This window comes from Pedobacter nyackensis, assembly GCF_032678475.1.
Taxonomy (GTDB): domain Bacteria; phylum Bacteroidota; class Bacteroidia; order Sphingobacteriales; family Sphingobacteriaceae; genus Pedobacter; species Pedobacter nyackensis_A.
Genome location: NZ_JAVTSF010000004.1, coordinates 169965 through 195680, shown reverse-complemented (window position 1 = coordinate 195680; position 25716 = coordinate 169965). Strand labels below are relative to the sequence as shown.

Here is a 25716-nt window from a genome sequence, read left to right as displayed (position 1 = left end):
TAGTCCATGAGAAAAAGTGCAATTATTGGTTTGATAACTATAGCATTATGTGTTGGTTTTTTAGTAAGTCTTAACGCAGATACAAATACCTATTCTACCTTTAGTGAAGCTGCAAAAGATCCAAAAGAATTTCATGTAATGGGCTATTGGGAAAAGGAAAAAGGCATGCATTATGATGCCCTGAAAGATGCTAACCGTTTTGAGTTTTTTATGAAAGACGAAAAAGGGGAAGTGAATAAAGTAGTATACGCAGGAACCAAACCTCAGGATTTTGAGCGTTCGGAAAAATTGGTATTGATAGGTAAAATGGATAAAGACACTTTTTACGCTTCTAAAATACTGATGAAATGCCCATCTAAATATAACAATGACCTTGTGGAGGTTAAGCAGGACGGTACTGTACAAAATCAGGATGGTACTGAAATAAAGCAGGATGGCAAAGTAGAAAAATACAACTAATTTTTAATGGATATACAGTTTATTGGAGAGAACCTCCTTCCCGGTAAAATCGGCCAGTTTTTTATTGTTTTGGCATTTGCCGCTTCTTTACTATCAACCATAGCTTATTTCTTCGCTACACGAAATAAAGAAATCGGGGATCAATCCTGGACACGCTTAGGCCGTATATCTTTTATCATCAACTGGGTTAGTATCCTGGGGATAGGAGCTACACTGTTTTATCTGATTTTAAATCATTATAACGAGTATTATTACGTTTATTCACACTCTTCAAAAGAACTTCCTGTATATTATATTGTTTCTGCTTTCTGGGAAGGACAGGAGGGAAGTTTCTGGTTATGGGCATTCTGGCAAGCATTGCTTGGTCTGATTCTTATCTGGAAAGCCAGATCCTGGGAAAATGGTGTAATGACTGTAGTTGCATTTTCGCAGGTTTTTTTAACCTCGATGTTGCTTGGGGTTGAGATTTTTGGCGAACGTATAGGTAGTTCCCCATTCATTCTACTTAGAGATGCGGTAAATTTAAAAGAAATGGCTCCGGTTGTTTTTGGCGATCCGGAAAACTATAAAAATTACCTTAAGTTTATCACTGATGGAAAAGGATTAAATCCACTTCTTCAGAACTACTGGATGGTGATACACCCGCCAACTTTGTTCCTTGGTTTCGCCAGTATGATTGTACCTTTCGCTTATGCAATTACAGGATTATGGGAGAAACGCTACAAAGAATGGGTAAAACCTGCAATGCCATGGGCACTTTTTGCTGTAATGATATTGGGAACAGGAATCATCATGGGGTCGTTCTGGGCATATGAAGCTTTAAACTTTGGTGGCTTCTGGGCATGGGATCCGGTAGAAAATGCATCTATTATTCCATGGTTAACCTTAATTGCAGGTGTACACGTAATGATTGCCTTTAAAAATACAGGCCATGCGTTCTTTACCGCAATTGTATTGATATTCATCAGTTTTGTGTTGGTGCTTTATGCATCTTTCTTAACCAGAAGTGGGGTGCTTGGTGAAACGTCTGTACACTCGTTTACCGATCTGGGAATGTTCTGGCATCTTATCCTTTATAATGTAGTTTTCTTAACGATTCCTACCGTACTACTGATATGCAGATGGAAAGAATTGCCAATTACGAATAAAGATGAAGAAACTTATTCCAGGGAATTCTGGATGTTTATTGGCGCATTGGTTATTACTGTGGCCTGTATACAAGTTATTTTCTCGACTTCTGTCCCAGTATTTAACCAAGCCTTCGGTACTAAGTTTGCTCCACCAATTGATGCAATAAAATATTATAACCAATGGCAGGCACCTTTCGCTATCCTGGTTACTATTATATCTGGTTTTGCACAGTTCATGAAGTACAAAAGAACAGATGCAAGAAAATTTTATAGCAGTCTTATTGCTTCAATAGTATTCTCTCTTGTAGTTACAGGTGGATTTGTTTACATCACAAATGTTTATCATAACCTGATGTATATCCTGTTAACCTTTAGTTGTGTATTCGCAATTTTATCTAATGCAAGGATATTGGGACAAGCTTTTGGTGGTAAACGTAAACTTGCCGGTGCTGCGGTTGCTCACATAGGTTTTGCGATGTTGTTGCTTGGTGCCTTAGTTGCTGCTGCTACTAACAGACCAATCTCACTTAATGTGTCAAACTTTATTCCTGTTAAGGATTTCGAGAAAGTAGAGAAACCAGGCGAGAATATCGTATTATATAAAAACGAGCCTAAAAAAATGGGACGTTATACAGTAACTTATGTGAGTGATACTACGGTTAAGCCAAACACTTTCTACAAGCTGAATTTTAAAGTTATTGATGAAAAGAGTGGTGAGATAAAAGAAGATTTTGAATTGAACCCGCATGTTCAGGTAAATGAAAAGATGGGGCTTATCGCTTCTCCGGATACGAAACATTACCTTACTTATGATATTTATACCCACATTACCAGCGCTCCGGAAAAGCAGGAAGATCATCATGCTGATCACGAAGGGCATAGTGAGGAAGAAAATTATAAAGCGCCGAGAATTGTAAATGTATCTACTGGTGATACTTTGCATACCAGCAGCGGAGTACTTACCGTTAAAGCTTTAAATAGTCAGCCTAAAGCGAAAAGTCTGGTGCTGGCTCCCGGCGATCTAGCAGTAGGTCTGCCTATTGAAGTGGATGTGAACGGTAAGATTTATAAAACTGAACCTATATTCCTGATCAAAGGAAACAATACCTTTGATTTCGCACGTAATATTGATGAACTTGGCTTAAGGTTAAGGTTTACCAAAGTGCTTCCTGATCAGCAAAAAGTAGAACTACAGGTTTATGAAAAGCCGCAACAGGCTAAAGATTGGGTAGTATTTAAATCAATTGAATTCCCATACATTAATCTTTATTGGGTTGGAACAATTGTAATGGTTATTGGATTTGTAATTTCTATATTTAGAAGACAAAAAGAAGTTAAAGCAGCTTAATAATTGTGAGTATGCCTAAAAGAACAGTTCCAGGCTTATTAATGATTGCTTTATAACCATAAAATGATAATTGTATCCCTATGAAGATTGTTTGTTTAGGTTCTGGTAATGTAGCCACCCACATGGCTAATGCTTTTAATGACAATGGTGCTGATATTGCCCAGGTATGGAGCAGAGATCTGGAAAATGCCAAAGCGTTAGCGAATGACATTGGCGCACGTGCTATTTCTGATTTAAAGGAAGTGGATGAGCATGCTGATTTGTACCTGATTGCAGTAAAGGATGACGCAGTTGCTAAAGTTTCAAAAGCTTTAAAAAATGTAAATGGTCTGGTGGTCCATACTTCCGGTGCAACTGGAATGGATGTATTGCAAGATCATAAACAGCATGGTGTGTTTTATCCATTGCAAACTTTTTCTAAGTCGCAACCGATAGATTTCATTCATGTTCCTTTATGCCTGGAGGCAAATACTGAAGAGAACATGGACCTGTTACAATTGGCAGCCATGAAACTTAGCCCTTTGATTTATGAGGTGGATAGCAAAAAACGTGAAGTATTACACCTGGCAGGTGTTTTTGCCTGTAATTTTGTGAATCACATGTATCAGTTGAGTCATCAAATCTTAAAAAAGAACGAACTTGATTTTGAGATGTTGAGACCCTTAATTATGGAAACTGCAGTAAAGGTTCAGGAAGCTTTACCTGAAGATGTGCAGACTGGTCCGGCTATAAGAAACGATAAAAAGACAATATTAAAACACGAAGAACTCTTGAAGAAAATGCCGCATTTGCAGGAGATCTATAAAAATTTAAGTAATAGCATTAAAAAAACGCATTAATAATGTAATTGCGGTTTTTGGTGCTTATTTTTGAACCGAATTATGAGTATTTTTAAATTAAAGATAAATTTCGAAGAACAAGGAAAAGAAACAGTTGAACTACCTATTGCTGGCGGAGAGTCTGTTTTAGATGTCTGCCATGATCACGGAATAGAATTGCAGCATAACTGCGGAGGCGTATGCGGATGTAGTACCTGTCATGTTTATGTGACTAAGGGAATGGATAATATCCAGGAAATATCGGATAAAGAAGAAGATTTTATTGATAGAGCCGTGCGCCCAAGGATTACATCTCGTTTAGGCTGTCAGTGTGTAGTGATTAGCGGTGATATTGAGGTAACCATACCTGATCAGTCTGAGTTTTTAGGACATTAATAATAATAGATAAATAAATTAGAACATGCAGGATAAGTTTGCCCTACCAATATATTGGAATGATCATGAGGATATTGCTCAGGAATTATATGAGAAATTTGGTGATGATTTTAATGAAGCTAAAATATACCGTATCAGGTTTACAGAATTGTTAGAATGGGTATTGTCCTTGCCTAACTTCAAAGGAACTAAGGAAGAAAGTAGCGAAGGACACCTGGAGCAGATCCAGTCGGCCTGGGTTTACGAATGGAGAGATAACCAAAAGTAAGCGATGTTTCTTGAACAGCTAAAGCATATTACTACCCTCATCTTTGATATTGATGGCGTATTGACTAACGGTGATATCATCGCGTCTGATTCGGGCGAGTTTTTACGGACTTTTAATATCAAAGATGGTTATGCATTGCAACTAGCTGTTAAAAGAGGTTATCACGTATGTATTATCTCGGGAGGTAAAGGTCAGGCCATGCAAAAACGTTTCGAAGGGCTTGGTATAAACAACATTTTTTTGGGAGTTTCTGATAAGGTAGCAGTATATAGTCGTTTATGTGAGGAATATAAGCTTAAAAAGCGCGAAGTACTTTATATGGGCGATGATATTCCTGACCTTAAGATTATGAAGCTTGTAGGACTGGCTACCTGTCCGGCAGATGCCGTCCCGGAAATTAAAGCAGTCTCTCATTATATTTCACCTTACACCGGAGGTAAAACTGCGGTAAGGGATATCATTGAAAAAGTACTTAAAGTACAAGAAAAGTGGTTTGACGAAAATCCATCTGCTGCCGATTCAGGCAAATAGACCAGTATTTCTTATTGCAACAATTATGTTACATAGGTAGGTTAAACCTATTTGTGCTTTATGGTCTCTAATGTCTGAGCTTACAATAGCTTGCGAACCATAAAATATAAACACATGAAAAAATTATTAATCATTTGCGGATTGTTATTTAGTACAATCACATTTGCAAACGCGCAAGGTGGACAAGGACAGGGAAGAGGCGGTACTCCTGAAGAGAGAGCAAAAAGACAGACTGAGCAGCTGGCCGAGAAGTTAAAATTAACAGAGGACCAAAAAGCAAAAGTAGCTGTTATCTACGCGGAACAAGGTGCAAGTATGGCTAAGCTTCGTGAAGAGGCAAAAGGGGATAGGGCAGCAATGATGGCTTCTATGGCTAAAGCCAATGAGGAAAGCAATGCTAAAATTACAGCTTTATTAAATGATGACCAGAAAAAAGCATTTGAGATCTGGAAAGAAGAACGTAAAGAAATGATGAAAAAGAGAATGGAAAGCAGAGGTCAGGGTGGAGAGGCTAAACAGTAATTAGCAAATCATTTGAAATAATAAAAGCGGCTTATGGTCGCTTTTATTATTTTTGCGCGAAGGTAAATTCCCTTTTTTTTCTTAAAAGCAATAAACTCATGTATAAACAAAAGCTTCCAATCATACTCGCCTCAAAATCTCCACGCAGACAAGAACTGTTGAAATTAATGGATCTGGATTTTAAGGTGGTATTAAAGGAGGTTGATGAAAGTTATCCGGAAGATCTTTTCCCAGCCGAAATCGCAATTTACATTGCAGAGAAAAAGGCCGCTGCTTTTAAAGACGAGGCAGTTGGAAATTTGGTAATTACTGCCGACACCATCGTTGCTTATAAGAAAGAAATACTCGGTAAGCCGGAGGATGCACACCACGCGGAAGAAATGCTAACTAAACTATCTGGTACCAATCACCAGGTGTACACTGGCGTTAGTATTGCCCATGGTGATAAAATTCATTCTTTTTATGATGTAACGGAAGTTTTTTTTAATACGCTTATAGCCGAGCAAATTGATCATTATATCCGAAATTACAATCCGCTTGATAAAGCCGGTGCTTATGGTATTCAGGATTGGATAGGCTTTATAGCGGTAGAGAAGATCATCGGTTCCTATACCAATGTAATGGGCCTGCCAACAGAGAAACTGTATAGAGCATTACTAAACTTTTAATCGGCCAATTGGTACAAAACCCCCATTTTTAAATCATAGGTAGAGAGACTGAGTTCTTTTATCCGACAGTTAGCAATAACATAATTGGTTATTATTGCTGAAATAACAATCATGTCTACCCGTAGTTTAATAAGATTGGGCATGAGGTCTCTTTCTGCATGTGTAGAAGCTAGTAATTGCTTGGCGAGCTCTTTATATTGAACTAGTGCTATAGGAGTTGATTTAATTGATTTTAAATCTATGTTTTTGTATAGCATTTGTGCGAAGGTTTCGAAAGCCCCGGCAGAACCAATTAAATGTTCTGGCTGATATACAGCACAAGCCTCTTTTAACCCCTGAAGTTCGATATCCAGATGATTGACAATTGCCGATTGATCATGATGGCTAATAGGATCTGACTTAAAGTAAGCCTGCATTAATCGTGCTGCACCAATATTGTAGCTTTTTTTCCAAAGTATAGCACTGTCATTACAGATGATGAACTCTGTACTGCCACCGCCAATGTCCATAATTAGTGAAATGCCATTTATTGTTCCGGTAGCTCTAACTCCACTATAAATGTAAGTTGCTTCTTCATCTCCTGAGGCTACATCTATAGTAATCCCAGCTTCTGTTTGTGCTGCTTTTACAAAGTCTGCACCATTGTCGGCACTACGTATGGCCGATGTTGCAATTGCTTTAACAATTCCTGCATTATGCTTTTCGATTTCCTGTCTGAAGTTTTTAAGTGTATTTATTCCTCTTTCAAAAGCTTCAGGAACAATTATATTTTCATTGATCCGCCCTTGTCCCAATCTAACTGGTTCATTGGTCTTAAATAGAATGCTTACGGAACGATCAGATACTTCGGCTATAATAAGGTGAAAGGTGTTGGTGCCAAGATCAATAACAGCGACGGTCATATGAGGTGATTAAAATGAATGTTTAAGGATGTGATAAAGCTAAATAAAAGATGCAAAAAAAAAGCCGCTTGAAGCGGCTTTAAGGTATTTAATTAATTAATTAATTAATCAAAATATTCTTTCATCTTTTCAAAGAAGCTCTTGTCGTTCTTACCAGGTTGAGGTTTGAAGTTTGGAGATTCTCTGAGTCTTTCCAGTATTCCTCTTTCTTCTGCACTTAAGGCTTTAGGCGTCCATATGTTTACATGGATGATCTCATCGCCACGGTGATAAGAATTGATTTCAGGAATACCTTTACCTTTTAAACGTAATAGTTTACCGCTCTGTGTACCTGGCTCGATCTTGATTTTCGCTTTACCATCAATGGTAGGTACTTCAGCACTATAGCCCAGGGCCGCATCTATAATAGAAACATGTAGGTCATAAACTACATTGTTACCTTCGCGTTTAAGTGTTTCGTGTGGAATTTCTTCAATTAAAATGATCAGGTCACCCGGAATACCGCCGTTTGGTGCTGCATTTCCTTTACCGCTCATGCTCAATTGCATGCCATCACTTACACCAGCAGGAATGTTTATAGTAATGGTTTCTTCACCTCTTACTACACCTTCACCATGACATGAACCACATTTAGCAGTGATTTGAGAACCACTTCCATTACAGGTCGGGCAGGTAGAGGTAGTTTGCATTTGTCCCAATATGGTATTGGTGACCCTGCGTACAGCACCGCTGCCGCCACAGGTTTTACAAGTACTTACCGATGACCGGTCTTTTGCACCACTGCCGTCACAGGTTTTGCAGACAATCTGCTTATTTACTTTTATCTTTTTCTCGGTACCGTTAGCAATTTCTTCGAGTGTAAGTTTTACCTTGATGCGTAGATTGGTACCTTTTGATACTCTTCTGCCACCACGTGATTGCTGTCCACCGCCAAAGAAACTTTCAAAAGGACTGCCGCCACCGCCAGAACCAAAGATATCACCAAACTGGCTAAATATATCTTCCATGTTCATACCGCCGCCGCCATAGCCACCGCCTCCTGAAGCACCGCCAACGCCAGCATGACCATAGTGGTCATAACGTTGTTTTTTTTCAGGATTGCTTAGCACCTCATAAGCCTCAGCTGCTTCTTTAAATTTATCTTCAGCTGATTTATCATCCGGGTTTTTATCCGGGTGATACTTAATGGCTAGTTTACGATAAGCCTTTTTAATTTCGTCAGCAGATGTACTTCTGGATACACCAAGCACATCATAATAATCTCTTTTGCTCATAAAATATTAACTACCTACTACTACTTTGGCAAAGCGTATAACTTTGTCGTTTAAAGTATATCCTTTTTCCAGTTCGTCTACTACTTTTCCCTTTAAATCGTCAGTTGGCGCAGGTATTTTAGTAATTGCCTCATGATTGTCTGTATCAAAAACAGTATTGATACTCTCTATTTCTTTAAGACCTTTCTGGCCAAGTGTATTTTTTAATTTTGTATGTACAAGGATAAGCCCCTCACGGATAGAATTAATATCCGTTGCATTTTCCATCGCTTTATTAGCTCTGTCGAAATCATCCAGTACAGGTAATAAAGAAACAATTACATCTTTTCCTGCAGTTTGCAACAATTCAACACGCTCTTTTTGTGTGCGACGTTTGTAGTTGTCAAATTCAGCAAACAACCTTATATATTTATCATTTAAAGCTGCGTTCTCTTGTTGTAATTTCTCTTCTGCAGACAATTCCGGTGTAGCTTCGGCAGTCTCTTCGTTCTTTTCAGCAGCTTCAGTATTCGCTTCTTTTGTATCATCTATCAATTGATCTTCAGCAATATTTTCTGCTGCAGGGTCTTGATTTTGCATAGTCGTATCTTGATTATTGTGTTTTTTCTTCTTGCTAAACATAGTATAGTAGAATTTTTGATTATGAACTCAAAAGGTTTGCCAATAGGGATTATCCGTCATGCTGTCAGTTTTAAATAAAAAACAAGTAACAGAATGGCCGATTAGTAAAAATTTGTCAGTGAATTATATTATACAATCTGTGCATCTTCATGTACAACACCACTTTCACATTTAATAATTCTTGAAGGGAATGTTCTAATAATGTGATAATCATGGGTGGCCATTAATACAGCTGTTCCGCCCTGACTGATTTGTTTTAACAACATTACAATTTCTTCAGAAGTATCAGGATCCAGGTTACCAGTAGGTTCATCAGCAAGTATAATTTCCGGATTGTTTAATAGTGCGCGTGCAATAACTACACGCTGTTGCTCACCACCAGACAATTCATGAGGCATTTTCTTAATTTTTGAACGTAGTCCGACTTTTTCCAGTACATCTTTAATGCGCTCACTGATCAGGCTTTTGTCTGTCCAACCAGTAGCTTTAAGGACAAACTCCAGGTTTTTCTCTACTGTTCTATCTGTAAGTAACTGGAAATCCTGAAATACGATACCTAGCTTTCTGCGTAAAAAGGGAACTTCTTTACTACTTAGTTTTTTTAAGTCGAAACCAGCTATCTGTCCATCTCCATTACCAATATGAAGGTCACCATAAATAATTTTAAGCAAACTACTCTTTCCGGAGCCTGTCTGGCCGATTAAAAAAACGAATTCACCTTTGTCGATATTTAAGTTTACGTTCGACAAAACCAGATGTTTTTGCTGAAATACATCTACATTTTTTAAATTTATAACTGTGCTTCCTGTCATGGTTTAGATATCTAATTTAGCAATTTGTCCAAAAGGCAAATCATTTACAAAATTCATAATGTATGGTAGTTTATCACCCAAGCCTAATTTTTCCAATGATTTATCGGGTCTGTCTACTCTGAAATAAGCAAGTAGGGTGAATTTATCATCTCTTAACTGTACATAATCCGGAATTTTGGCTATGCCTTTTACTTTTATAACATACATCGTTCAAAAATAGTATTTCAAAATGAGAAATAAGGCATGAGACCTATTTATCTGATGAGGGTTAATGATCCGGTGAGTGGCTTTAATCCGGTTTCCAGATTTATCATATAATAATATACACCTACGGGAACATCTTCATTTCCGCGTTTTCCGTCCCAGGCGGTCTTATCACCTTTACCTTCAAACATCAATTGTCCATATCGGTTCATTATTTTTACAGTTGGGTTTGCGTAAGTATCTATGGCGATAACATTCCATATATCGTTAATGCCATCATCATTCGGACTAAAGCTGTTAGGTACGACCAGTTTATCGTACACTTTAACAAATACCTGATCGGAAGCAGGAGCGCAGTCGGTGGAGGACGTGACATTTAAAATATAGTTCATACTAAATGGAGGATTAGCTATTGGGTTTAGCTTAGTGGGATCATCGAGGAAATCTGATGGTGTCCATAATACATCTCCTGGGTTTTCACCGGATACTGAGCCTTTTAGCCTGATACTGTTACCTTTTATGATTTTTAGATCGGGGCCGGCATTAGCCTGTAAAGGAGTCAATACATGTACGGTAACATCCATTGAAGTTCTACATGAACCATTAGAAACATAAACGGTATAAGTGGTGGTTTTCTCGGGAGTCGCAACAGGACTTGGAATGTCAGTTGCAGATAAACTTGCGTCCGGGAGCCAACTGTAGGTCGTACCAATATCAGTGTCTGCTCTGGCATTTAATGTCACTGATGAACCCTTGCAGATAGGAGTAACGGCATCGATTGTGATTACAGGCCTAGGAACAATAAAAACTTCTATTTCTTTATTAACCACGCATCCTGCTTCATTGGTTACAGTAACATAATAAGTGCCTGCCATTTCCACCGTAGCCTTAGGAATAACTGGTGATTGGCTTGTTGAACTAAATCCATTTGGTCCTGTCCATTGATAGTTGCTTGCATCGCTAACAGTTAATTGGATTGGTTCGCCTATACATACTGGTTTTGTTGGACCATTGATTGTAGGAGTAGGTAACGGCTGTACATTGAGTTCAAATGGCGGCGAGATTACCCTGCAGTTTGGTGAGTTGATATTGCCATTTTCTGCAACTAAAAGTCTGTATTTGTAACTGCCAACTGCTGCACCTTCAAATTTTTTAGTGTATTGGGAGCTTGTTTCCTCTAACATATCTTGCCAAAGTCCATTGGGCCCCATAACTTGCCAGAGGTATTGAGGATTTGTATAAACACCAGGTGTTACCTCCGCTGATAAAACAAAATTTTTATAATCCCCTATACATAGATTTTTATCGGCAGTTACTACGCCATTAACTGAAGGAGTGATTATCGGGCCACAGGGACTGAACGTGATGTCATCTACTGCAATATCGTTGCCACCGCCGCCTTCCCCGTTATTACGGATACTAATTTTAATTTCATTTACATCTGAAGGGGTAGTAAATAAGAAGCCAGGATGTAACCAGTCCGTAGCAGAACCCTCAGGAATTTTCCCAGTATTGTATGGGGCAGCCAGTAGTACTCCTTGAACAGTTGATATGGTAAAAGTTAGATCTGGTTTATTACCTGTATGGGTCATTAGGTTGATTACCCAGGCCGCAAATTCATATGTGGTATTAGCACAGAGGCCCGAAATGGTAGCTTCGTAGAATACACTGGGTGCATTCGATGCATTTACAATCATCATATATCCATCAGGATCGTTTGTTGTATGATTGCCAATCTGATGCCAGCTTTCGGGATGCATTCCTACTGTACTTTTCGCAATGGTATACCATCCATCAGAAGGAGTTCCTGTTGATTGGAAATTAAAAGAGGTTTCAGAGATTGGCGGCCCATGTTGACGGATACCATTTCCAAAATCTATCTTTTTAATTGGATCACCTAAGGAACCCTTACATAATATAGTCTGAGCCTTCCCTGTATTACAAAAGAGAATAGTAATAAATAATATGAGCTTGTAACTTAGGTTATTGAATTGCAAAACGAACTATATTAGCCACTCAATATACTCTTAATTATAAGCTATTCAAAAATTCTATCGTATTTACATTATCTGCGTAATCCCATAGTTTAGGACTTTGGCTTTTCCCAAACCCTAATACAGGGGTCTTTAGTTTTAAAGGAGCTTTACTTATCACACATTGAATGTCTTCAGCTTTATCTTTTAACAGTTTTTCTACCTGTTCTAAATTTGTATAGGTTTCATAATATAATACTGCTAGCGGAGAAGATAGACTTTCGCCCTCTGTTAACAATAAAAAGCCATTATCGTAATGGTGTTTCAGGTTTACCAGGTAAATAGATTTATTGTAATCGTAATTGTTATTGTATTTGAAATGATTGATGATATCTTTAAAACCTTCTAATGGTTCAAAGAAATTCTTAATGTCATAATCTTCCGGGATATATAGTTTAGACACATTTCTGCAACCTAATCCAAAATAATCAAATATATCATGACCTAGTTGAGCAAGCTCTTCTTTGCTCTCGTCTCCTGTAATCACAGCAACGCTGTTTCTGTTTTTTCTGATAATATTAGGACCTTTACCAAAGTAAAAATCAAAATATCTTGATGTATTGTTACTCCCTGTGGCAATTACGGCATCAAAATCCTTGAGTCTTTCTACATATATAATACGATCTGAAAGTAATGGCTCTATTTTAACCAGTTCCGCCAGTAGGGCAGGAACCAATTTATCGTCGGATGACGAGAGTTTGATCAATGCTATATTTCCAGTGGCAAGAACTGCAATTACATCGTGAAAACCTACCATAGGGATGTTTCCAGCTAATATTAACCCAACTTTTTTTTGTTCTTCAGTTATTTTAATGTTTGCAAACCAAGTTTCCAAATCTTGCTGGTTCAGCATTTTATGAAGAGAATTTAATGCTCTTTTCACTTCTTCTTCAGTAAACCAAGCATTGTTATTTGATGCAGAGGAAATCAGGTTTTTGAACTCCTCGCTGGGTTCAATCATGAAGTCGCTAAGTTTTTTTAATGCAATAATTAGTTTTTCGTTATTAAGGATTGGCATAATTCCAATGATTTTAAAGTTTATGTGTTATATTTGCTGATGCAAAGGTAATCTTAGCAATAGATTTAGACGAAGACATGGCTATTAAAATAACAGACGAGTGCATTAACTGCGGAGCATGTGAGCCTGAATGCCCAAATAATGCAATTTATGATGCAGGCACGGCCTGGAGATTTTCTGATGGTACCAGTTTAAATGGTATTATCGATTTTGGAGGTAAAGAGATAGATTCAGAAGCTGCTCAGGATGCAGGTTCAGATGAAGTTTATTATATCGTATCCGATAAATGTACGGAATGCAAAGGCTTTCATGATGAGCCTCAATGTGCAGCGGTATGCCCTGTAGATTGTTGTGTTGATGATGAAGATGTTCGTGAAACCGAAGAAGAATTATTAGCTAAAAAAGCCTGGTTACATCAGGAAAATTAAGCTTAATAGGTATAATTTATAAAGCCAGTTCTATATAGAACTGGCTTTTTTTCGTTGTTTCTGAACTGTTATCTAGTATTTATTGCGTCGATAGCCCCGGCAGTGTCTCATCAACACCCCGCTAATGCCCCACGAAGGCCCCTGTAACAGGGTCTTTAAGTTAAACCCGATTTAAGATTTTTCTTCGTATTTATTGGGGACAATTAAGACCGGGCATGCTGATTTTCGGGCGACATGTTCGGCTACACTTCCCATTAGAAAATGATAAATCCCTGTACGGCCGTAAGTACCTATTACAATCAGGTCAGATCCCCATTCGTCAGATTGTTTAATAATCCCATGAGCAGCACTGTCAATTACACTTAAATAAGTAGTTGGAATGCCATGGCTGTATTTGCCCTCAATCTCTTTTAATAGTATATGACTGTTTTCCTCACTATTGTCATAAGCCTCTAAAAAAACAGGAGCTAGCGTCAAATCAGGGTTGATATTAGCCGGAATAGGCTCTATTATATTTACAAGTGCAACCTCTGCGCCAAAGGTTTTTGCCACTTCGTAACCTGTTTTTGCTGCCTTCTCCGAGCAGGTACTATTGTCTACAGCAATTAAAATCTTTTTGAGGTTCATGAGCTTGATTTAAAGGTTTAATATATGTGATCTGCGGTATTTCATTACTATTTAAAGTAAATGATACTCATAAAAATAACAAATTAACCTTATAAAAGTTTAATTTTATACCATTGATTTTATCGTTATGGAACAACATTATGGGATTTGCAGAGTTGCTGTATCGCCATTAAGGGCAGATCAGTCGGATAAGGCAGAGATTATCTCTCAGCTGTTATTTGGTGATCATGTGGAAATCATAAGAAAAACAGAAAAATGGTGGCAGGTACGCAATGCGTATGATGGTTATGAGGGCTGGATGGATTATAAACAGCTTGCAGATCTTAGCGCAGAGCAGTTTGCCAAGTGTAACGAAAACCACTTTCTCGCACCTGCACAGGTTGTAAATGGAATTACTGCTGCCGATGGTAGTAAGTATTATTTACCGGCAGGATGTAATGTTCCTCTATATGCAAATGGGCATTGTTACCTGGGGGATGAAAGGTTCGACGTTTCATTTACTCCACAACAGCCTGATGCGCTAGTTTCCATGGACAAGGTTGTTGCGACAGCTATTTTTTTTCGAAATGCGCCTTACCTATGGGGGGGGCGAACATTATTTGGAATTGATTGTTCTGGATTTTCCCAAATTGTATTTAAGCTAAATGGGATTAAAATCAATCGTGATGCATCGCAACAGGCGGAACAGGGTACTACTGTCGATTTTTTGCCTGAAGTGAAAGCTGGAGATCTGGCATTTTTTGACAACGATGCAGGACATATTACCCATGTAGGAATTATGCTGAATGCCAATGAAATTATACATGCTTCGGGAAAAGTAAGAATAGATCCTATGGATAACCAGGGGATTTATAACGCTGAACTAGGTCGGTATACCCATAAACTACGGATTATTAAACGGTTTGGATAATAATTATATTAGTTTTATGGAATGGTTACGGTATCAACTCCCATACCATTACTTGTCTGTCATCACCAGTCGAAATCAGGTATTTGCCATCATAACTCCATATCAGCTTGTTTATAGAATGAGAGTGACCAGGTGTGTTTTTTTCCAGGCTCAGTATTTTGTAAAGTTTAAAATTCCTGCTGTCCCACAGTTTAATGCTTTTATCCTGACTGCAGGTGGCAAAATAAGGTAGTGTGGGATGGAAGACGATGGCGTATACACTAAACATATGGGCTGGAACAGTTTCCAGTAAGTTGTAATCAGGTAAGTTCCATATTTTTAATTGCGCATCCCTGCTGCCTGAAATCAGGTAAGTATCATCAGGTGAGTATTGCAAAGCGGTAACAGCAAACTGATGTCCTGCCAGTTCTTTGATCAGTGCATAGTCTTCCGAGTTGTAAATTCTAATGATCCCATCTTTACAACCCAGGGCTACTTCCTTTTCATTTTTATTTAAAGCAATTGTCCGGACCGTGTTTTGTATAACTGGAAAGTTGTATAATAACGAAAAATCGTTTAATGACCATACGGCTACCGTGCCATCTTCTCCGGTACTGATGATTTCATTTTTATAAGCAATAGTTTTGACATCAAAGACACCCTTTTGGTGATGGCTTAATGTGGCTTTTACTTTCTGCTCCAAAAGGTCAAATACCTGGATCAATCCACTTCTTTGCGCTATAAAAAGCAAGTCTTTATAAATGTGTAAAGCATAAACGGAGCTTTGTACGGGTAGGATGATCTTTGCAAAAGACATCGTTTCGAGTGACCACTCTACGACTCCCTTATCATTACCGGCACTAAAAAATGCACCCATTTTGTTTGAATTTGCTAAGGCATAAATTGGGTTCTGGTGTCCACTAAGGGTATGTAGGTGTGTGATCATAAGAGAATGTGTATTGCTTTACACAAAGATGCTGATTAATTTAATGTCTGCCTGTACCGTATTTTGTAAAATTATTTTAAAATAAAATTGGATAATATAAATACTTCAATACATTTGTAGTGTATTATATAACTAGTACACTAAAACTCTTGATTATGATTGAAGTAACTAATTTGACATTTGGCTACAGTAAAAAATCATTGTTGTTTAAGAACCTGAATTTAAAATTGGAGGCGGGCCATATCTATGGTTTATTAGGGAAGAATGGAGCAGGGAAATCAACACTGTTAAAAAATCTGGCCGGACTTGTTTATCCCATCGAGGGGAGCTGTAAGGTAAAAGGTTATGAAGCTGGCGATCGCTTACCTTCTTTTTTACAGGAACTGTTTTTTATCCCCGAAGAATTGTTCCTGCCTGATGTAACGGCCAGGCAGTTTATGAAAAGTACAGCGCATTTTTATCCTAAATTTAATGAAGGAGCATTTTTTAAAATGCTTGGTGAATTCAATGTTTCCGCAGATAGTTTACTAAAAGACTTGTCATTTGGGCAGCAAAAGAAGGCCATGATTGCTTTTGGTCTGGCTACCAATACCGCAACTATTATTTTAGATGAACCTACCAATGGATTGGACATTCCATCCAAAGTTCAGTTTCGCAAAATTCTGGCATCGGCCTTAACTGATGAAAGGTGTATCATTGTATCTACCCATCAGGTGAGGGATCTGGATAGTTTGATTGATACTTTAATTGTACTTCAGGACCAGGACATAGTGTTAAACAATGGGCTTGATGTAATCTCCGACCGCTTGCAGTTTACCAGCGCTTCACAGGTTAACGCAGCTCAGGTATTGTATACCGGAGATTCGGGCTTAGGTGTGAATACTATAAGTGTAAATACTGATGGTGAATCTGGTAAAGTAGATATGGAACTACTTTTTAATGCTATCACCTCTGGTAATCAATCTATCATCGATATTCTTAAATAAAATAGTTATGAACAATATTTTTAATATGCAGCGTTTTTTGTGGCTGTTTAGTAAACATACCAAAGAGAACTATAAATCCTATTTAATGTATACAGGTTTATTTGTAGCTATTTTGTCTGTTGCCTTGGGTTGGGTCGCTTATTTTGGCGGATTGAGGAATAATGAGATGCAGGAAGTTTTTTTTGCTTTTTCTCTAACCTTTTCAGGAGCCTTGTTCGCTAGTTTAACATTCTCTAATCTGGGCGACAAAAGTAATGCAATATCTGTTCTTACATTACCTGTCTCAACATTTGAACGTTTTTTAGTGGCCTGGATATATTCTTTTGTTATTTTTCAAATTGTTTTTGTGGTTTCCTTTTATGCGGTTGACATAACTGTACTTAATATTAGCAACCGCTACTCAACAGTCCCAACCAAATTGTTAGATATCACTTCTGAAGAAACAAAGCTTTATATCGTGTTTTTGTTTTTCTGGTTTCTACATTCAGTAGCCTTTCTAGGTTCAATATTTTTTAAGAAACAGCACTTTACCGGAACTGCGTTAGTCTTTTTTTTAGCGCTGATTATCTTAATCGTCATTAATCAAGGATTGGTTGCTTTAATTATAGGTGATCAGGTTTCTGTAAAGTTGCCATTCTCGCATCTTTTTGTTCAAGAAGGCAACTCAAGCTATTACATAGATACTCATACTTCTATGCCTTTCGTTTTAACGCTGATGCTTTCGGTTAGTGCAGTATGTTTGTGGACAGCTGCGTATTTTAAATTGAAAGAAAAACAAGTTTAATATGGAGTTTAGAGAGAATGAAGCTATATATCTGCAAATAGCAGATTATGCAGGTGAAAATATATTACTTGGTAAATGGAGTTTAAATGAAAAGATATCTTCAGTTCGTGATCTTGCCGTTGAACTTCAGGTAAATCCAAACACCGTAATGCGTGCATACGAGTTTTTACAAGGAAAAGGTGTGATTATGAATAAACGCGGGATTGGGTTTTTCGTAGAAAATGGTGCAAAGGAAAAAATAAAGAGCTATAGAAAAGAACGTTTTTTAGGGCAAGAGCTGCCTGGATTTTTTAGAAATCTCTCTTTGTTAGACATCAGCATGGACGAAATTAAAAAACGTTTTGAAGCATTTACATTAGCTAACCCTCAATCTGATCAATCATGAAAACAAGTAGTATATTAATCCTGGGTGCTGTATTGGTGATACTAGGATCTTTAATCACATATAATTTTAAACTTAAAGGGATGTATGATACTAAATCTTATAGAAATCCCTACAATGGAATGGTATTTACACCATTATCGGGTATCGAAAAGCTTAATGTTCAATCTGCAAATGCGATGAATATAAGAGTGTTACAGGGTGATAAAGAAGGGGTTTGGGTTGGTGAGAAGTTTAAAAAAGATGTAAAGCTAGACGCTTCAGGGGACGTATTGAACATTGATTTTCTTAATGTTGCAATAGAAAATCAAAGACGAAGTCTGGGGCCTCTGGTTGTTGTAATCACAAAGAAAATGAACAGTATCATGACTGCACATACTGAAATGAAACCAGAATATGACCATCCCTGGGGACAATTGGTCGTAGAGGATTATAAACTTGATAAACTTGATTTGCAGGTTTCTTCAGATTTAACGGTAAACCTGGATAACATTCGGATTAATACCTTAAATGCTACTGTAGGAGATCAGTATCCGGGAAGGGCAATACTTAAGGTTTCTTATAATACTAGCGTCAATACCGCGAATTTCAACGTAGGAACAAATGGCTCACTGAATTTGGATGGGGCTAAGATCATTAAGACGGTAAGCAACGTTATTGATAGTTCAAATGTGGCTGTTAATCTTAAAGACCGTCAGTTGCTGGTGAAATAACTATTAATCAAAACGAGCCTATCATAATTTATGATAGGCTCGTTTTGATTAATAGAATTAATAATTTACCACGATTACTGTGGTTACTTCTTGTGTCTGCCTTCCAGGTTCAAACCTATATCGGCAAGTGTTTTCCCTTTTTCTCTTAACAGGACAAGCAAGTGGAAAATCAGGTCAGAGCTTTCGTTTACAAAATCAGCGTCAGTTTCGTTTAGTGCGGCAATTACAGTTTCTACACCTTCTTCACCAACTTTCTGTGCTATTTTATTTAGTCCTTTTTCCCGTAGTTTATTTACATACGATTCCTCTGAAGGGTTTGCGTAACGGCTTTTAATGATCTGTTCCAGTTCAAAAATAAAGTTCTGGTTATAGTTTGTTTTAAAGCAGCTGCGGGAACCTGTATGGCAAGTTGGGCCGACGGGACTCGCTTTAATCAATATGGTATCCTTATCGCAATCAATGTGTGTTTCTTTCACAAAAAGGAAGTTTCCACTTTCCTCGCCTTTCGTCCATAAGCGGTTCTTGCTGCGCGAAAAGAAGGTCACTTTACCCTCTGCCTGTGTTTTTTTCCAGGCCTCCTGGTTCATATAACCCAGCATTAAAACCTCCAGGGTTTGTTCATCCTGTATAATTACAGGTACTAAACCCTGTGTTTTTTCGAAATCTATTTCCATTCTGATTTTTTAATCTTGTAAATGACCCCGGGCATATCGCCGCAAGGCTCATCTGTGTCATATTTCATCCCTAGCTTTTTGAATACATTTATCGAAGCCGTATTCTCCAGCATGGCCGTGCCAATTATTTCTCCTAAATTTAACGTGTTAAAGCCGTAATCTAAACATACACGTGCCGCTTCGGTTGCATAACCTTTACCCCAATGTTGTTTTAGCAGGCGATAACCAATATCTACCTGGTCTATTTCTTCCAGATATTTTAAACCACACCAACCAATGTATTCACCACTGGCTTTATCAAACAGGCTCAGGCGACCCATTTTATATTTCTCATACTGATCATAGTTTCTGAGCAGGTTGAGTGCGTCATCAACACTATGAAACATCACATCGCCCGTGTACTGGATTACTTCGGGGTTGCTGTTTAGCAGAAACAAGTTCTCCGCATCAGCAATGATCATTTCCCTTAACAACAGTCTCTCAGATGATAATGCTATTCCCATAATTTATATCCTTACTGGTATATTGTGTTTTTTTAATTCGTCTTTTAAAACCGGAATAGGAATTTCACCAAAGTGGAAAACCGATGCCGCTAATGCTGCATCTACGCCTGTTTGTAGAAATACCTCCGTAAAATGTTCCATTTTCCCAGCTCCTCCTGAAGCAATAACCGGGATATTAATCGAACGGGCAACTTTATCGAGCAAAGTACAATCAAATCCGTTTTTCGTGCCATCATGATCCATAGAGGTGAGGAGAATTTCTCCGGCACCAAGGTCTGTAGCTCTCAATATCCAGTCTTCAGTTTCCAGTTCAGTGATTAATCTACCTCCGTTTAAGTGCACCATATTGCAACCGTCTACAAGTTTGGTGTCTACAGCAAGCACAACAAACTGCACACCGAAAGCCTTGGCTAAATCTTCAATCAGTTGAGGATTTCTAACCGCTGCGGAATTGATGCTGATTTTGTCGGCACCTGAGTTTAAAAGTGCTTCTGCATCGGATACAGAGGTGATACCGCCGCCAATAGTAAAAGGAATGTTCAATTGTCGTGCAACAGACTTTACCATTTCAATGGTTGTACCACGACGTTCATGCGTAGCAGTGATGTCCAGGAAAACCAGTTCATCGGCACCTTGCTGTGCATATTGCCAGGCCAGTTCAACCGGATCGCCAGCATCTTTCAGGTCAACAAAGTTTACGCCTTTAACAGTACGCCCATCTTTCACATCCAGGCAAGGGATAATACGTTTACTCAGCATCTGTTAAAGAGAGGTCATTTGCTTTAAATTCCAGTCTTTAATCTCTTCGATGGTAATTCTGTTTTCATAAATAGCTTTACCAACTACTACAGAGCGGATGTCAAGTGTAGCCAGCTCTTCAATATCAGCCATTGAACTTACGCCGCCAGAAGCGATCAGTTTGATGAATGGTGAATGGTCAAGTAGCTTTCTGTATAAATCCATTGCCGCGCCACCAAGTTTACCATCTTTATTGATGTCGGTACACAAGAAGCGGAAAAAGCCCAGTTGCAGGCATTTATCAACGTAATCCATCAGCTTTATAGGTGAACTCTCCATCCATCCCGAATATTTGATCACTTCATCCAAAACATCAATAGCAATTACAATACGGTTTGCATAATCGTATTTTTTGCCGACTTCAGTACTTAGTTCTTGTAGGAAATCAGGATTGGTAATGGCTTGTGTACCTACTATTACGCGATGAATTCCGGCATCCAATAGATCAGTAACCTGTTTGATGGTACGGATACCGCCTCCATACTGAACCCGCATATCGGTTTTTTTAATCACCTCGAATAGGGCTGCCTGGTTGCTAAAATCTCCTTTAGCACCATTTAAATCAATGATATGTATAAACTCTGTGCCATTAGACCGATAGGTCTCTATCATTTCAGCGATGGAAACATCGTATACTGTTTTCTGGTTATAATCACCTTCTGTAAGGCGAACAACCTTTCCATCTAAAATATCAATTGCAGGAATAATGTACATTTTACTGTTTTAAGTTTGAAAAATTCTTTAATAAATGCTCTCCGGCGATACCAGATTTCTCTGGGTGGAACTGAACGCCGTAGAAATTATCTTTTTGTACGGCTGCAGAAAATGGCATTCCATAGTTTGCAGTCGCAATGTCAAAAGTAGCGTTATATTCAATAAAGTACGAATGCACAAAATAAAACTGTGTGCCACTCTTAACACCTTTAAATAACAAATTGTTTTGATGTTCAATGTTATTCCATCCCATGTGTGGGATTTTAATCCCTTGATCCTTATTGAATAACCTCGTTTGTACAGGTACAATGCCCATTAATGTGGCATCTCCTTCTTCAGAATGCTCGGTTAGTAGCTGCATCCCAACACAGATACCCAATACGGGTTTCTTTAATGCTTTGATTGGTGCTACCAATCCGGTTTGCTCCAGTTTGCTCATGGCTGCTCCAGCATGCCCCACGCCAGGAATAATGATGTGGGTATATTGATCCAGATCAGCCTCTGTATTGACCATACCAAAGGGAATGTGCAATCTTTCCAGCGCTGATGTCAGCGAAAAGATGTTGCCAGCTCCGTAATTTACTATTCCAATCATTACAATATCCCTTTTGTACTCGGTAAGACTAACTTATCGGGGTCGCGTTTAATCGCTACCTTAATTGCTTTTGCAAAAGCTTTAAATATAGCTTCAATTTTATGATGTTCGTTATCGCCCTCAGCTTTAATATTCAGGTTGCATTTGGCGGCATCGCTAAACGATTTAAAGAAGTGATAGAACATCTCTGTAGGCATATCTCCAACTTTTTCACGTTTAAATTCAGCATCCCAAACTATCCATGCGCGACCACCAAAGTCAATAGCTGCCTGAGCAAGGCAATCGTCCATAGGCAGACAGAAACCGTAACGTTCAAGGCCTAGTTTGTTGCCAATAGCTTTCGCAAAGGCTTCTCCTAGTGCAATTCCAGTATCTTCAATGGTGTGATGCTCATCAATATGAAGGTCGCCAACTGTTTTTATTTTTAGATCAATACTACCATGACGGGCAATCTGATCCAGCATGTGATCAAAAAAGTTTAATCCGGTATGGATATCTGCTTTTCCTGTGCCATCAAGATCAATGTTGATGCTGATTTTGGTTTCATTGGTATTGCGTTCGTGTGCTATAACACGACTTCCGGCTCTTAAAAAAGTATAAATATCTACCCAGTCCTGAGTTTGTAAAGCGATGATATTGCCAAGTGTATCTACTTTCTCCAATACTTCGTTGGCACCTAAAAGATCATTGTTGCGTAACCAAATGGCTTTTGCACCTAAGTTTTTTGCTAGTATCACGTCGTTAATGCGGTCGCCGATCACAAAAGAGTTCTTCAGGTCGTACCCTTCTCCTAAAAAATGCTGTAATAAACCTGTATTTGGTTTACGGGTAGGAGCATTTTCATGAGCAAATGTTTTATCAATAATCACCTCAGTAAATGTCACGCCTTCACTGGCGAAGGTTTTCAAAATAAAGTTATGTACCGGCCAAAAGTTCTCTTCCGGATGTGAATTTGTGCCCAGACCATCCTGATTGGTGACCATTACCAGGTCGTAATCCAGTTCCTTCGCTATTTTTGCAAGATAAAACAGTGATTTAGGATAAAATTCAAGTTTGGCAAAAGAATCTACCTGTTCATCGTCAGGTTCAGTAATCAGAGTCCCATCTCTGTCTATAAATAATACTTTCTTCATTGTTAAGGTTCGGTTTGTCGATTAAAGTGTTTGAAAGCGTTTAAGCGTTTCTAAGAGCATTTTGTTTTCTTCCGGGGTTCCTATCGTAATTCGTAGACATCCTTCGCACAGCGCGACTTTAGAGCGGTCTCTGACGATGATACCTTCGTCTACCAATGAGTTGTATGTATTCAACGCGTTTTCAACCTCAATTAGTATAAAATTCGCATCCGATGGATACACCTTTTTCACCATAGCTAGTGCCGCAAGTTCTTCGCTCAGGCTTTCTCTTTCTGTAACGGTAGTTCTGATCCATCCGTTCACCTGCTCAATGTTCTGCAGTGCGTTTAAAGCAATGTCTTGTGTGGCCTGGTTGATATTGTACGGAGGCTTTACTTTGTTCAGTATATCGATAACCGGACGTGCTGCAAAAGCCATTCCTAAACGAAGTGCTGCAAGGCCCCATGCCTTCGAAAAAGTTTGTAAAATAACCAGGTTCGGGTACTCCGTTAGTTCTTTGATAAAGGTACGTTGTTTTGCGTAATTGATGTAAGCTTCATCGATCACAACAAGGCCATTAAAGTTGGCCAAAACGGTTTCAATATCGGTACGTATAATTGAATTCCCGGTAGGGTTATTTGGAGAGCAGATGAAGATCAGTTTTGTGTTTTCATCAATAGCTTCCGCAATGCCATCCAGGTCTAATTGAAAGCTCGGAAGCAGGTTCACTTTACGTACTTCAACGTTGTTGATTCCTGCCGATACTTCATACATTCCGTAGGTTGGCGGAAGGATAATTACGTTGTCTTTTCCCGGTTCGCAGAAGGCGCGAAACAGGAGGTCAATTGCCTCGTCGCTGCCGTTGCCAAGGAACGTGTTTTCGATGGGTACGCCTTTGATTTTTCCGATGGCATCCTTCAGGTCCAGTTGCAGCGGATCCGGATAACGGTTGTAATTTTTTACAGCGGTATCAGTCGCCGTAAGTGGCGATCCGTAACCGTTTTCGTTGGCATCCAGAAATACACTGGCCTGCCCTTTATATTCGTCCCTGGCGGTAGAGTAGGGGCGAAGGTTTTTAATGTTTTCTCTTTGTAATTTATTAATATCCATTTTCAGTGTCTATTTTAATATTGATCGTCATATCGGCGTATGCCTTTGTCCTGGATTAGAAAGGAAAACCTTGCAGATACAGGGTACTGAAAGTAATTCAGGAGGACAATCGTCTTAGTTGTTTCATTATAATGATTTTAAACGTATGCTTACTGCGTTTTTATGTGCGCCCAAACCTTCAGCGTTAGCAAGGATTTCAACGGTGTTTCCAATGTTTCTTAGTCCTCTTGGCGTGATGTGTTGAAAGGTGATCTTCTTCACAAAAGAATCCAGAGATACACCCGAATAAGCTTTAGCAAAACCGCTGGTAGGGAGCGTATGGTTTGTTCCGGAGGCATAGTCTCCAGCACTCTCAGGGGTCAGATTACCAAGGAATACGGAGCCTGCATTGCTGATTAAAGGGATCAGCTGTTCGAAACGTTCTGCGGAAAGAATTAAGTGTTCAGGTGCGTAAATATTACTGAATTCCATACCCTGTTCCAGGCTGTTTACAAGCACTGCATAGGAGTTTTCGATGGCCTGTGTTGCGATGTCCTGTCTGGGTAAAGCCTTTAATTGCGCTTCGATCTGAAACAAAGTATCATCTATTGTTTTTCTTGAGGTGGTGACTAAAATAGTCTGACTATCAATTCCATGTTCTGCTTGTGCAAGTAGGTCGGAAGCGATGTATGACGGATTGGCAGTCTCATCAGCAAGTACTAAAACCTCTGATGGACCAGCGGGCATGTCGATTGCAGTGCCTGCAGCCGATTGTACCAATTGCTTTGCCTGGGTTACGTAACGGTTCCCTGGTCCAAAGATCTTGTAAACCTTCGGTACGCTTTCAGTACCATAAGCCATCGCTGCAACAGCCTGCGCACCGCCAACCAGGTAAATCCTTTCAATGCCTAACAATACGGCCACATAGGCCAGGAAACAATTGGTTTTGCCGTCTTTTTGTGGGGGAGAGCACACCACAATCTCCTTACAGCCCGCCAATACAGCTGGTATGCCCAACATTAAAAACGTACTTGGTAATACAGCCGTTCCTCCTGGAATATAAAGACCTACGCGATCAATTGCCCTTGTTTCACGCCAGCAGGTAACGCCAGGCATGGTTTCTACCTTATCCTCTCTGTGCAGTTGCGAAGCATGGAAAGCTTTGATGTTCCGGTAAGCGGTATCAATCGCTGTTTTAGCCTCAACAGGGATGGTCTCCGCTATGCTTTTGATTTCTGCTTTTTCGATGAAAAGTTGTTGAAGCTGGATCTTGTCGAAAGCCAATGCATAATCAAATAATGCTGCATCACCTTCTGCTTTTACCCGGTCGACTATGCTTTTTACCCTTTCACCGATGGTAGCGTCGTCTTCTAACTGTCGTAAACAGATTGATTCAATCTCTTGTTTAGTTAAGTTGTTATAACTATAGATTTTCAACGTTTTATGTTTTTGGTTTAACTATTGGTTAATGG

General features: G+C 38.9%; 31 protein-coding genes. 14 read left to right on the top strand and 17 right to left on the bottom strand.

The features are described 5' to 3' along the window. Positions 1–6: 6 nt before the first annotated feature. The 8 genes from R2Q84_RS14860 to R2Q84_RS14825 all read left to right on the top strand — a co-directional run bounded on the left by R2Q84_RS14860 (position 7) and on the right by R2Q84_RS14825 (position 6140). Positions 7–459 carry a cytochrome c maturation protein CcmE gene (locus R2Q84_RS14860; protein ID WP_316817355.1) on the top strand — a complete coding sequence of 151 codons (453 nt, stop codon included), beginning with the start codon at positions 7–9 and terminating at the stop codon, positions 457–459. A gap of 6 nt (positions 460–465) precedes the next feature. Continuing rightward, the gene (locus R2Q84_RS14855) at positions 466–2937 is read left to right on the top strand and encodes a heme lyase CcmF/NrfE family subunit (RefSeq protein WP_316817354.1); all 2472 of its coding nucleotides are present in this window, start codon (positions 466–468) and stop codon (positions 2935–2937) included. A gap of 80 nt (positions 2938–3017) precedes the next feature. Further along, positions 3018–3776, top strand: a complete 759-nt coding sequence (locus R2Q84_RS14850) for a Rossmann-like and DUF2520 domain-containing protein (protein ID WP_316817353.1) — start codon at positions 3018–3020, stop codon at positions 3774–3776. A gap of 42 nt (positions 3777–3818) precedes the next feature. Continuing rightward, positions 3819–4151, top strand: a complete 333-nt coding sequence (locus tag R2Q84_RS14845; protein ID WP_316817670.1) for a 2Fe-2S iron-sulfur cluster-binding protein — start codon at positions 3819–3821, stop codon at positions 4149–4151. Between the two features lie 25 nt (positions 4152–4176). Continuing rightward, positions 4177–4419 carry a Fe-S cluster assembly protein IscX gene (gene iscX, locus R2Q84_RS14840; protein WP_316817352.1) on the top strand — a complete coding sequence of 81 codons (243 nt, stop codon included), beginning with the start codon at positions 4177–4179 and terminating at the stop codon, positions 4417–4419. 3 nt (positions 4420–4422) lie between these two features. After that, the gene (locus R2Q84_RS14835) at positions 4423–4950 is read left to right on the top strand and encodes an HAD-IIIA family hydrolase (protein WP_316817351.1); all 528 of its coding nucleotides are present in this window, start codon (positions 4423–4425) and stop codon (positions 4948–4950) included. 114 nt (positions 4951–5064) lie between these two features. Further along, positions 5065–5472 (top strand): hypothetical protein, encoded by a 408-nt coding sequence (locus tag R2Q84_RS14830; protein ID WP_316817350.1) that lies wholly within the window; start codon positions 5065–5067, stop codon positions 5470–5472. Positions 5473–5570: 98 nt separating this feature from the next. Then, the gene (locus R2Q84_RS14825) at positions 5571–6140 is read left to right on the top strand and encodes a Maf family nucleotide pyrophosphatase (RefSeq protein ID WP_316817349.1); all 570 of its coding nucleotides are present in this window, start codon (positions 5571–5573) and stop codon (positions 6138–6140) included. Here R2Q84_RS14825 and R2Q84_RS14820 read toward each other — a convergent pair. From R2Q84_RS14820 to R2Q84_RS14790, 7 genes are all read right to left on the bottom strand, one after another. Beyond that, on the bottom strand, positions 6137–7042 hold the full coding sequence (locus tag R2Q84_RS14820) for an exopolyphosphatase (protein ID WP_316817348.1): 906 nt from the start codon (positions 7040–7042) through the stop codon (positions 6137–6139). The genes R2Q84_RS14825 and R2Q84_RS14820 overlap by 4 nt on opposite strands. Positions 7043–7146: 104 nt before the next feature. Beyond that, entirely contained in the window at positions 7147–8316 is a 1170-nt protein-coding gene (gene dnaJ, locus R2Q84_RS14815; RefSeq protein WP_316817347.1) for a molecular chaperone DnaJ, read from the bottom strand. 6 nt (positions 8317–8322) lie between these two features. Continuing rightward, positions 8323–8937, bottom strand: coding sequence for a nucleotide exchange factor GrpE (locus R2Q84_RS14810; protein ID WP_316817346.1), 615 nt, complete (start codon positions 8935–8937; stop codon positions 8323–8325). A gap of 128 nt (positions 8938–9065) precedes the next feature. Further along, positions 9066–9749, bottom strand: a complete 684-nt coding sequence (locus tag R2Q84_RS14805; protein ID WP_316817345.1) for a cell division ATP-binding protein FtsE — start codon at positions 9747–9749, stop codon at positions 9066–9068. 3 nt (positions 9750–9752) lie between these two features. Continuing rightward, positions 9753–9956: a hypothetical protein gene (locus R2Q84_RS14800; protein ID WP_062547218.1), complete on the bottom strand. Its 204-nt coding sequence runs from the start codon at positions 9954–9956 to the stop codon at positions 9753–9755. Positions 9957–10003: 47 nt separating this feature from the next. Further along, positions 10004–11950 (bottom strand): gliding motility-associated C-terminal domain-containing protein, encoded by a 1947-nt coding sequence (locus R2Q84_RS14795; RefSeq protein WP_316817344.1) that lies wholly within the window; start codon positions 11948–11950, stop codon positions 10004–10006. 34 nt (positions 11951–11984) lie between these two features. Then, positions 11985–13004 (bottom strand): acyl-CoA reductase, encoded by a 1020-nt coding sequence (locus R2Q84_RS14790; protein WP_316817343.1) that lies wholly within the window; start codon positions 13002–13004, stop codon positions 11985–11987. Between the two features lie 77 nt (positions 13005–13081). Between R2Q84_RS14790 and R2Q84_RS14785 the strand changes: the two genes are divergently transcribed. Then, on the top strand, positions 13082–13432 hold the full coding sequence (locus tag R2Q84_RS14785) for a 4Fe-4S dicluster domain-containing protein (protein ID WP_316817342.1): 351 nt from the start codon (positions 13082–13084) through the stop codon (positions 13430–13432). 171 nt (positions 13433–13603) lie between these two features. Here the strand turns inward: R2Q84_RS14785 and R2Q84_RS14780 are convergent, their stop codons facing one another. Beyond that, positions 13604–14059, bottom strand: a complete 456-nt coding sequence (locus R2Q84_RS14780; RefSeq protein ID WP_316817341.1) for a universal stress protein — start codon at positions 14057–14059, stop codon at positions 13604–13606. Between the two features lie 127 nt (positions 14060–14186). Here R2Q84_RS14780 and R2Q84_RS14775 point away from each other — a divergent pair, with 127 nt between their 5' ends. Beyond that, entirely contained in the window at positions 14187–14969 is a 783-nt protein-coding gene (locus R2Q84_RS14775; RefSeq protein ID WP_316817340.1) for a C40 family peptidase, read from the top strand. A gap of 25 nt (positions 14970–14994) precedes the next feature. On the opposite strand, the gene R2Q84_RS14770 is transcribed toward R2Q84_RS14775, so the two are convergent. Further along, the gene (locus R2Q84_RS14770; RefSeq protein WP_316817339.1) at positions 14995–15894 is read right to left on the bottom strand and encodes a WD40 repeat domain-containing protein; all 900 of its coding nucleotides are present in this window, start codon (positions 15892–15894) and stop codon (positions 14995–14997) included. Between the two features lie 155 nt (positions 15895–16049). Here R2Q84_RS14770 and R2Q84_RS14765 point away from each other — a divergent pair, with 155 nt between their 5' ends. The 4 genes from R2Q84_RS14765 to R2Q84_RS14750 are packed head-to-tail and all read left to right on the top strand — an operon-like array spanning position 16050 to position 18759. Beyond that, positions 16050–16880, top strand: a complete 831-nt coding sequence (locus R2Q84_RS14765; protein WP_316817338.1) for an ABC transporter ATP-binding protein — start codon at positions 16050–16052, stop codon at positions 16878–16880. A 7-nt stretch (positions 16881–16887) separates the two neighbouring features. Continuing rightward, positions 16888–17664: a hypothetical protein gene (locus tag R2Q84_RS14760; protein ID WP_316817337.1), complete on the top strand. Its 777-nt coding sequence runs from the start codon at positions 16888–16890 to the stop codon at positions 17662–17664. A 1-nt stretch (position 17665) separates the two neighbouring features. Beyond that, complete coding sequence (locus R2Q84_RS14755; protein WP_316817336.1) at positions 17666–18049, top strand: GntR family transcriptional regulator; 384 nt, start codon at positions 17666–17668, stop codon at positions 18047–18049. Beyond that, positions 18046–18759 carry a hypothetical protein gene (locus R2Q84_RS14750; RefSeq protein WP_316817335.1) on the top strand — a complete coding sequence of 238 codons (714 nt, stop codon included), beginning with the start codon at positions 18046–18048 and terminating at the stop codon, positions 18757–18759. The genes R2Q84_RS14755 and R2Q84_RS14750 overlap by 4 nt, the downstream gene beginning before the upstream one ends. Positions 18760–18842: 83 nt before the next feature. Here the strand turns inward: R2Q84_RS14750 and hisIE are convergent, their stop codons facing one another. The 8 genes from hisIE to hisD form a co-directional block, all read right to left on the bottom strand. After that, on the bottom strand, positions 18843–19433 hold the full coding sequence (gene hisIE / locus R2Q84_RS14745) for a bifunctional phosphoribosyl-AMP cyclohydrolase/phosphoribosyl-ATP diphosphatase HisIE (RefSeq protein ID WP_316817334.1): 591 nt from the start codon (positions 19431–19433) through the stop codon (positions 18843–18845). Continuing rightward, the gene (locus R2Q84_RS14740; protein ID WP_316817333.1) at positions 19424–19936 is read right to left on the bottom strand and encodes a GNAT family N-acetyltransferase; all 513 of its coding nucleotides are present in this window, start codon (positions 19934–19936) and stop codon (positions 19424–19426) included. Before R2Q84_RS14740 ends, hisIE begins: the two co-directional genes overlap by 10 nt. 3 nt (positions 19937–19939) lie before the next feature. Further along, positions 19940–20695 (bottom strand): imidazole glycerol phosphate synthase subunit HisF, encoded by a 756-nt coding sequence (gene hisF / locus R2Q84_RS14735; RefSeq protein WP_316817332.1) that lies wholly within the window; start codon positions 20693–20695, stop codon positions 19940–19942. Between the two features lie 3 nt (positions 20696–20698). Then, positions 20699–21448, bottom strand: coding sequence for a 1-(5-phosphoribosyl)-5-[(5-phosphoribosylamino)methylideneamino]imidazole-4-carboxamide isomerase (gene hisA, locus R2Q84_RS14730; protein WP_316817331.1), 750 nt, complete (start codon positions 21446–21448; stop codon positions 20699–20701). 1 nt (position 21449) lies between these two features. Next, positions 21450–22043 (bottom strand): imidazole glycerol phosphate synthase subunit HisH, encoded by a 594-nt coding sequence (hisH, locus tag R2Q84_RS14725; protein ID WP_316817330.1) that lies wholly within the window; start codon positions 22041–22043, stop codon positions 21450–21452. Beyond that, positions 22043–23176: a bifunctional histidinol-phosphatase/imidazoleglycerol-phosphate dehydratase HisB gene (hisB, locus tag R2Q84_RS14720; protein ID WP_316817329.1), complete on the bottom strand. Its 1134-nt coding sequence runs from the start codon at positions 23174–23176 to the stop codon at positions 22043–22045. The genes hisH and hisB overlap by 1 nt, the downstream gene beginning before the upstream one ends. 21 nt (positions 23177–23197) lie before the next feature. Then, complete coding sequence (hisC, locus tag R2Q84_RS14715; RefSeq protein ID WP_316817328.1) at positions 23198–24265, bottom strand: histidinol-phosphate transaminase; 1068 nt, start codon at positions 24263–24265, stop codon at positions 23198–23200. 126 nt (positions 24266–24391) lie between these two features. Further along, a complete protein-coding gene (hisD, locus tag R2Q84_RS14710; protein ID WP_316817327.1) occupies positions 24392–25681 on the bottom strand; it encodes a histidinol dehydrogenase in 1290 nt (429 codons plus the stop codon). Positions 25682–25716: the final 35 nt, after the last annotated feature.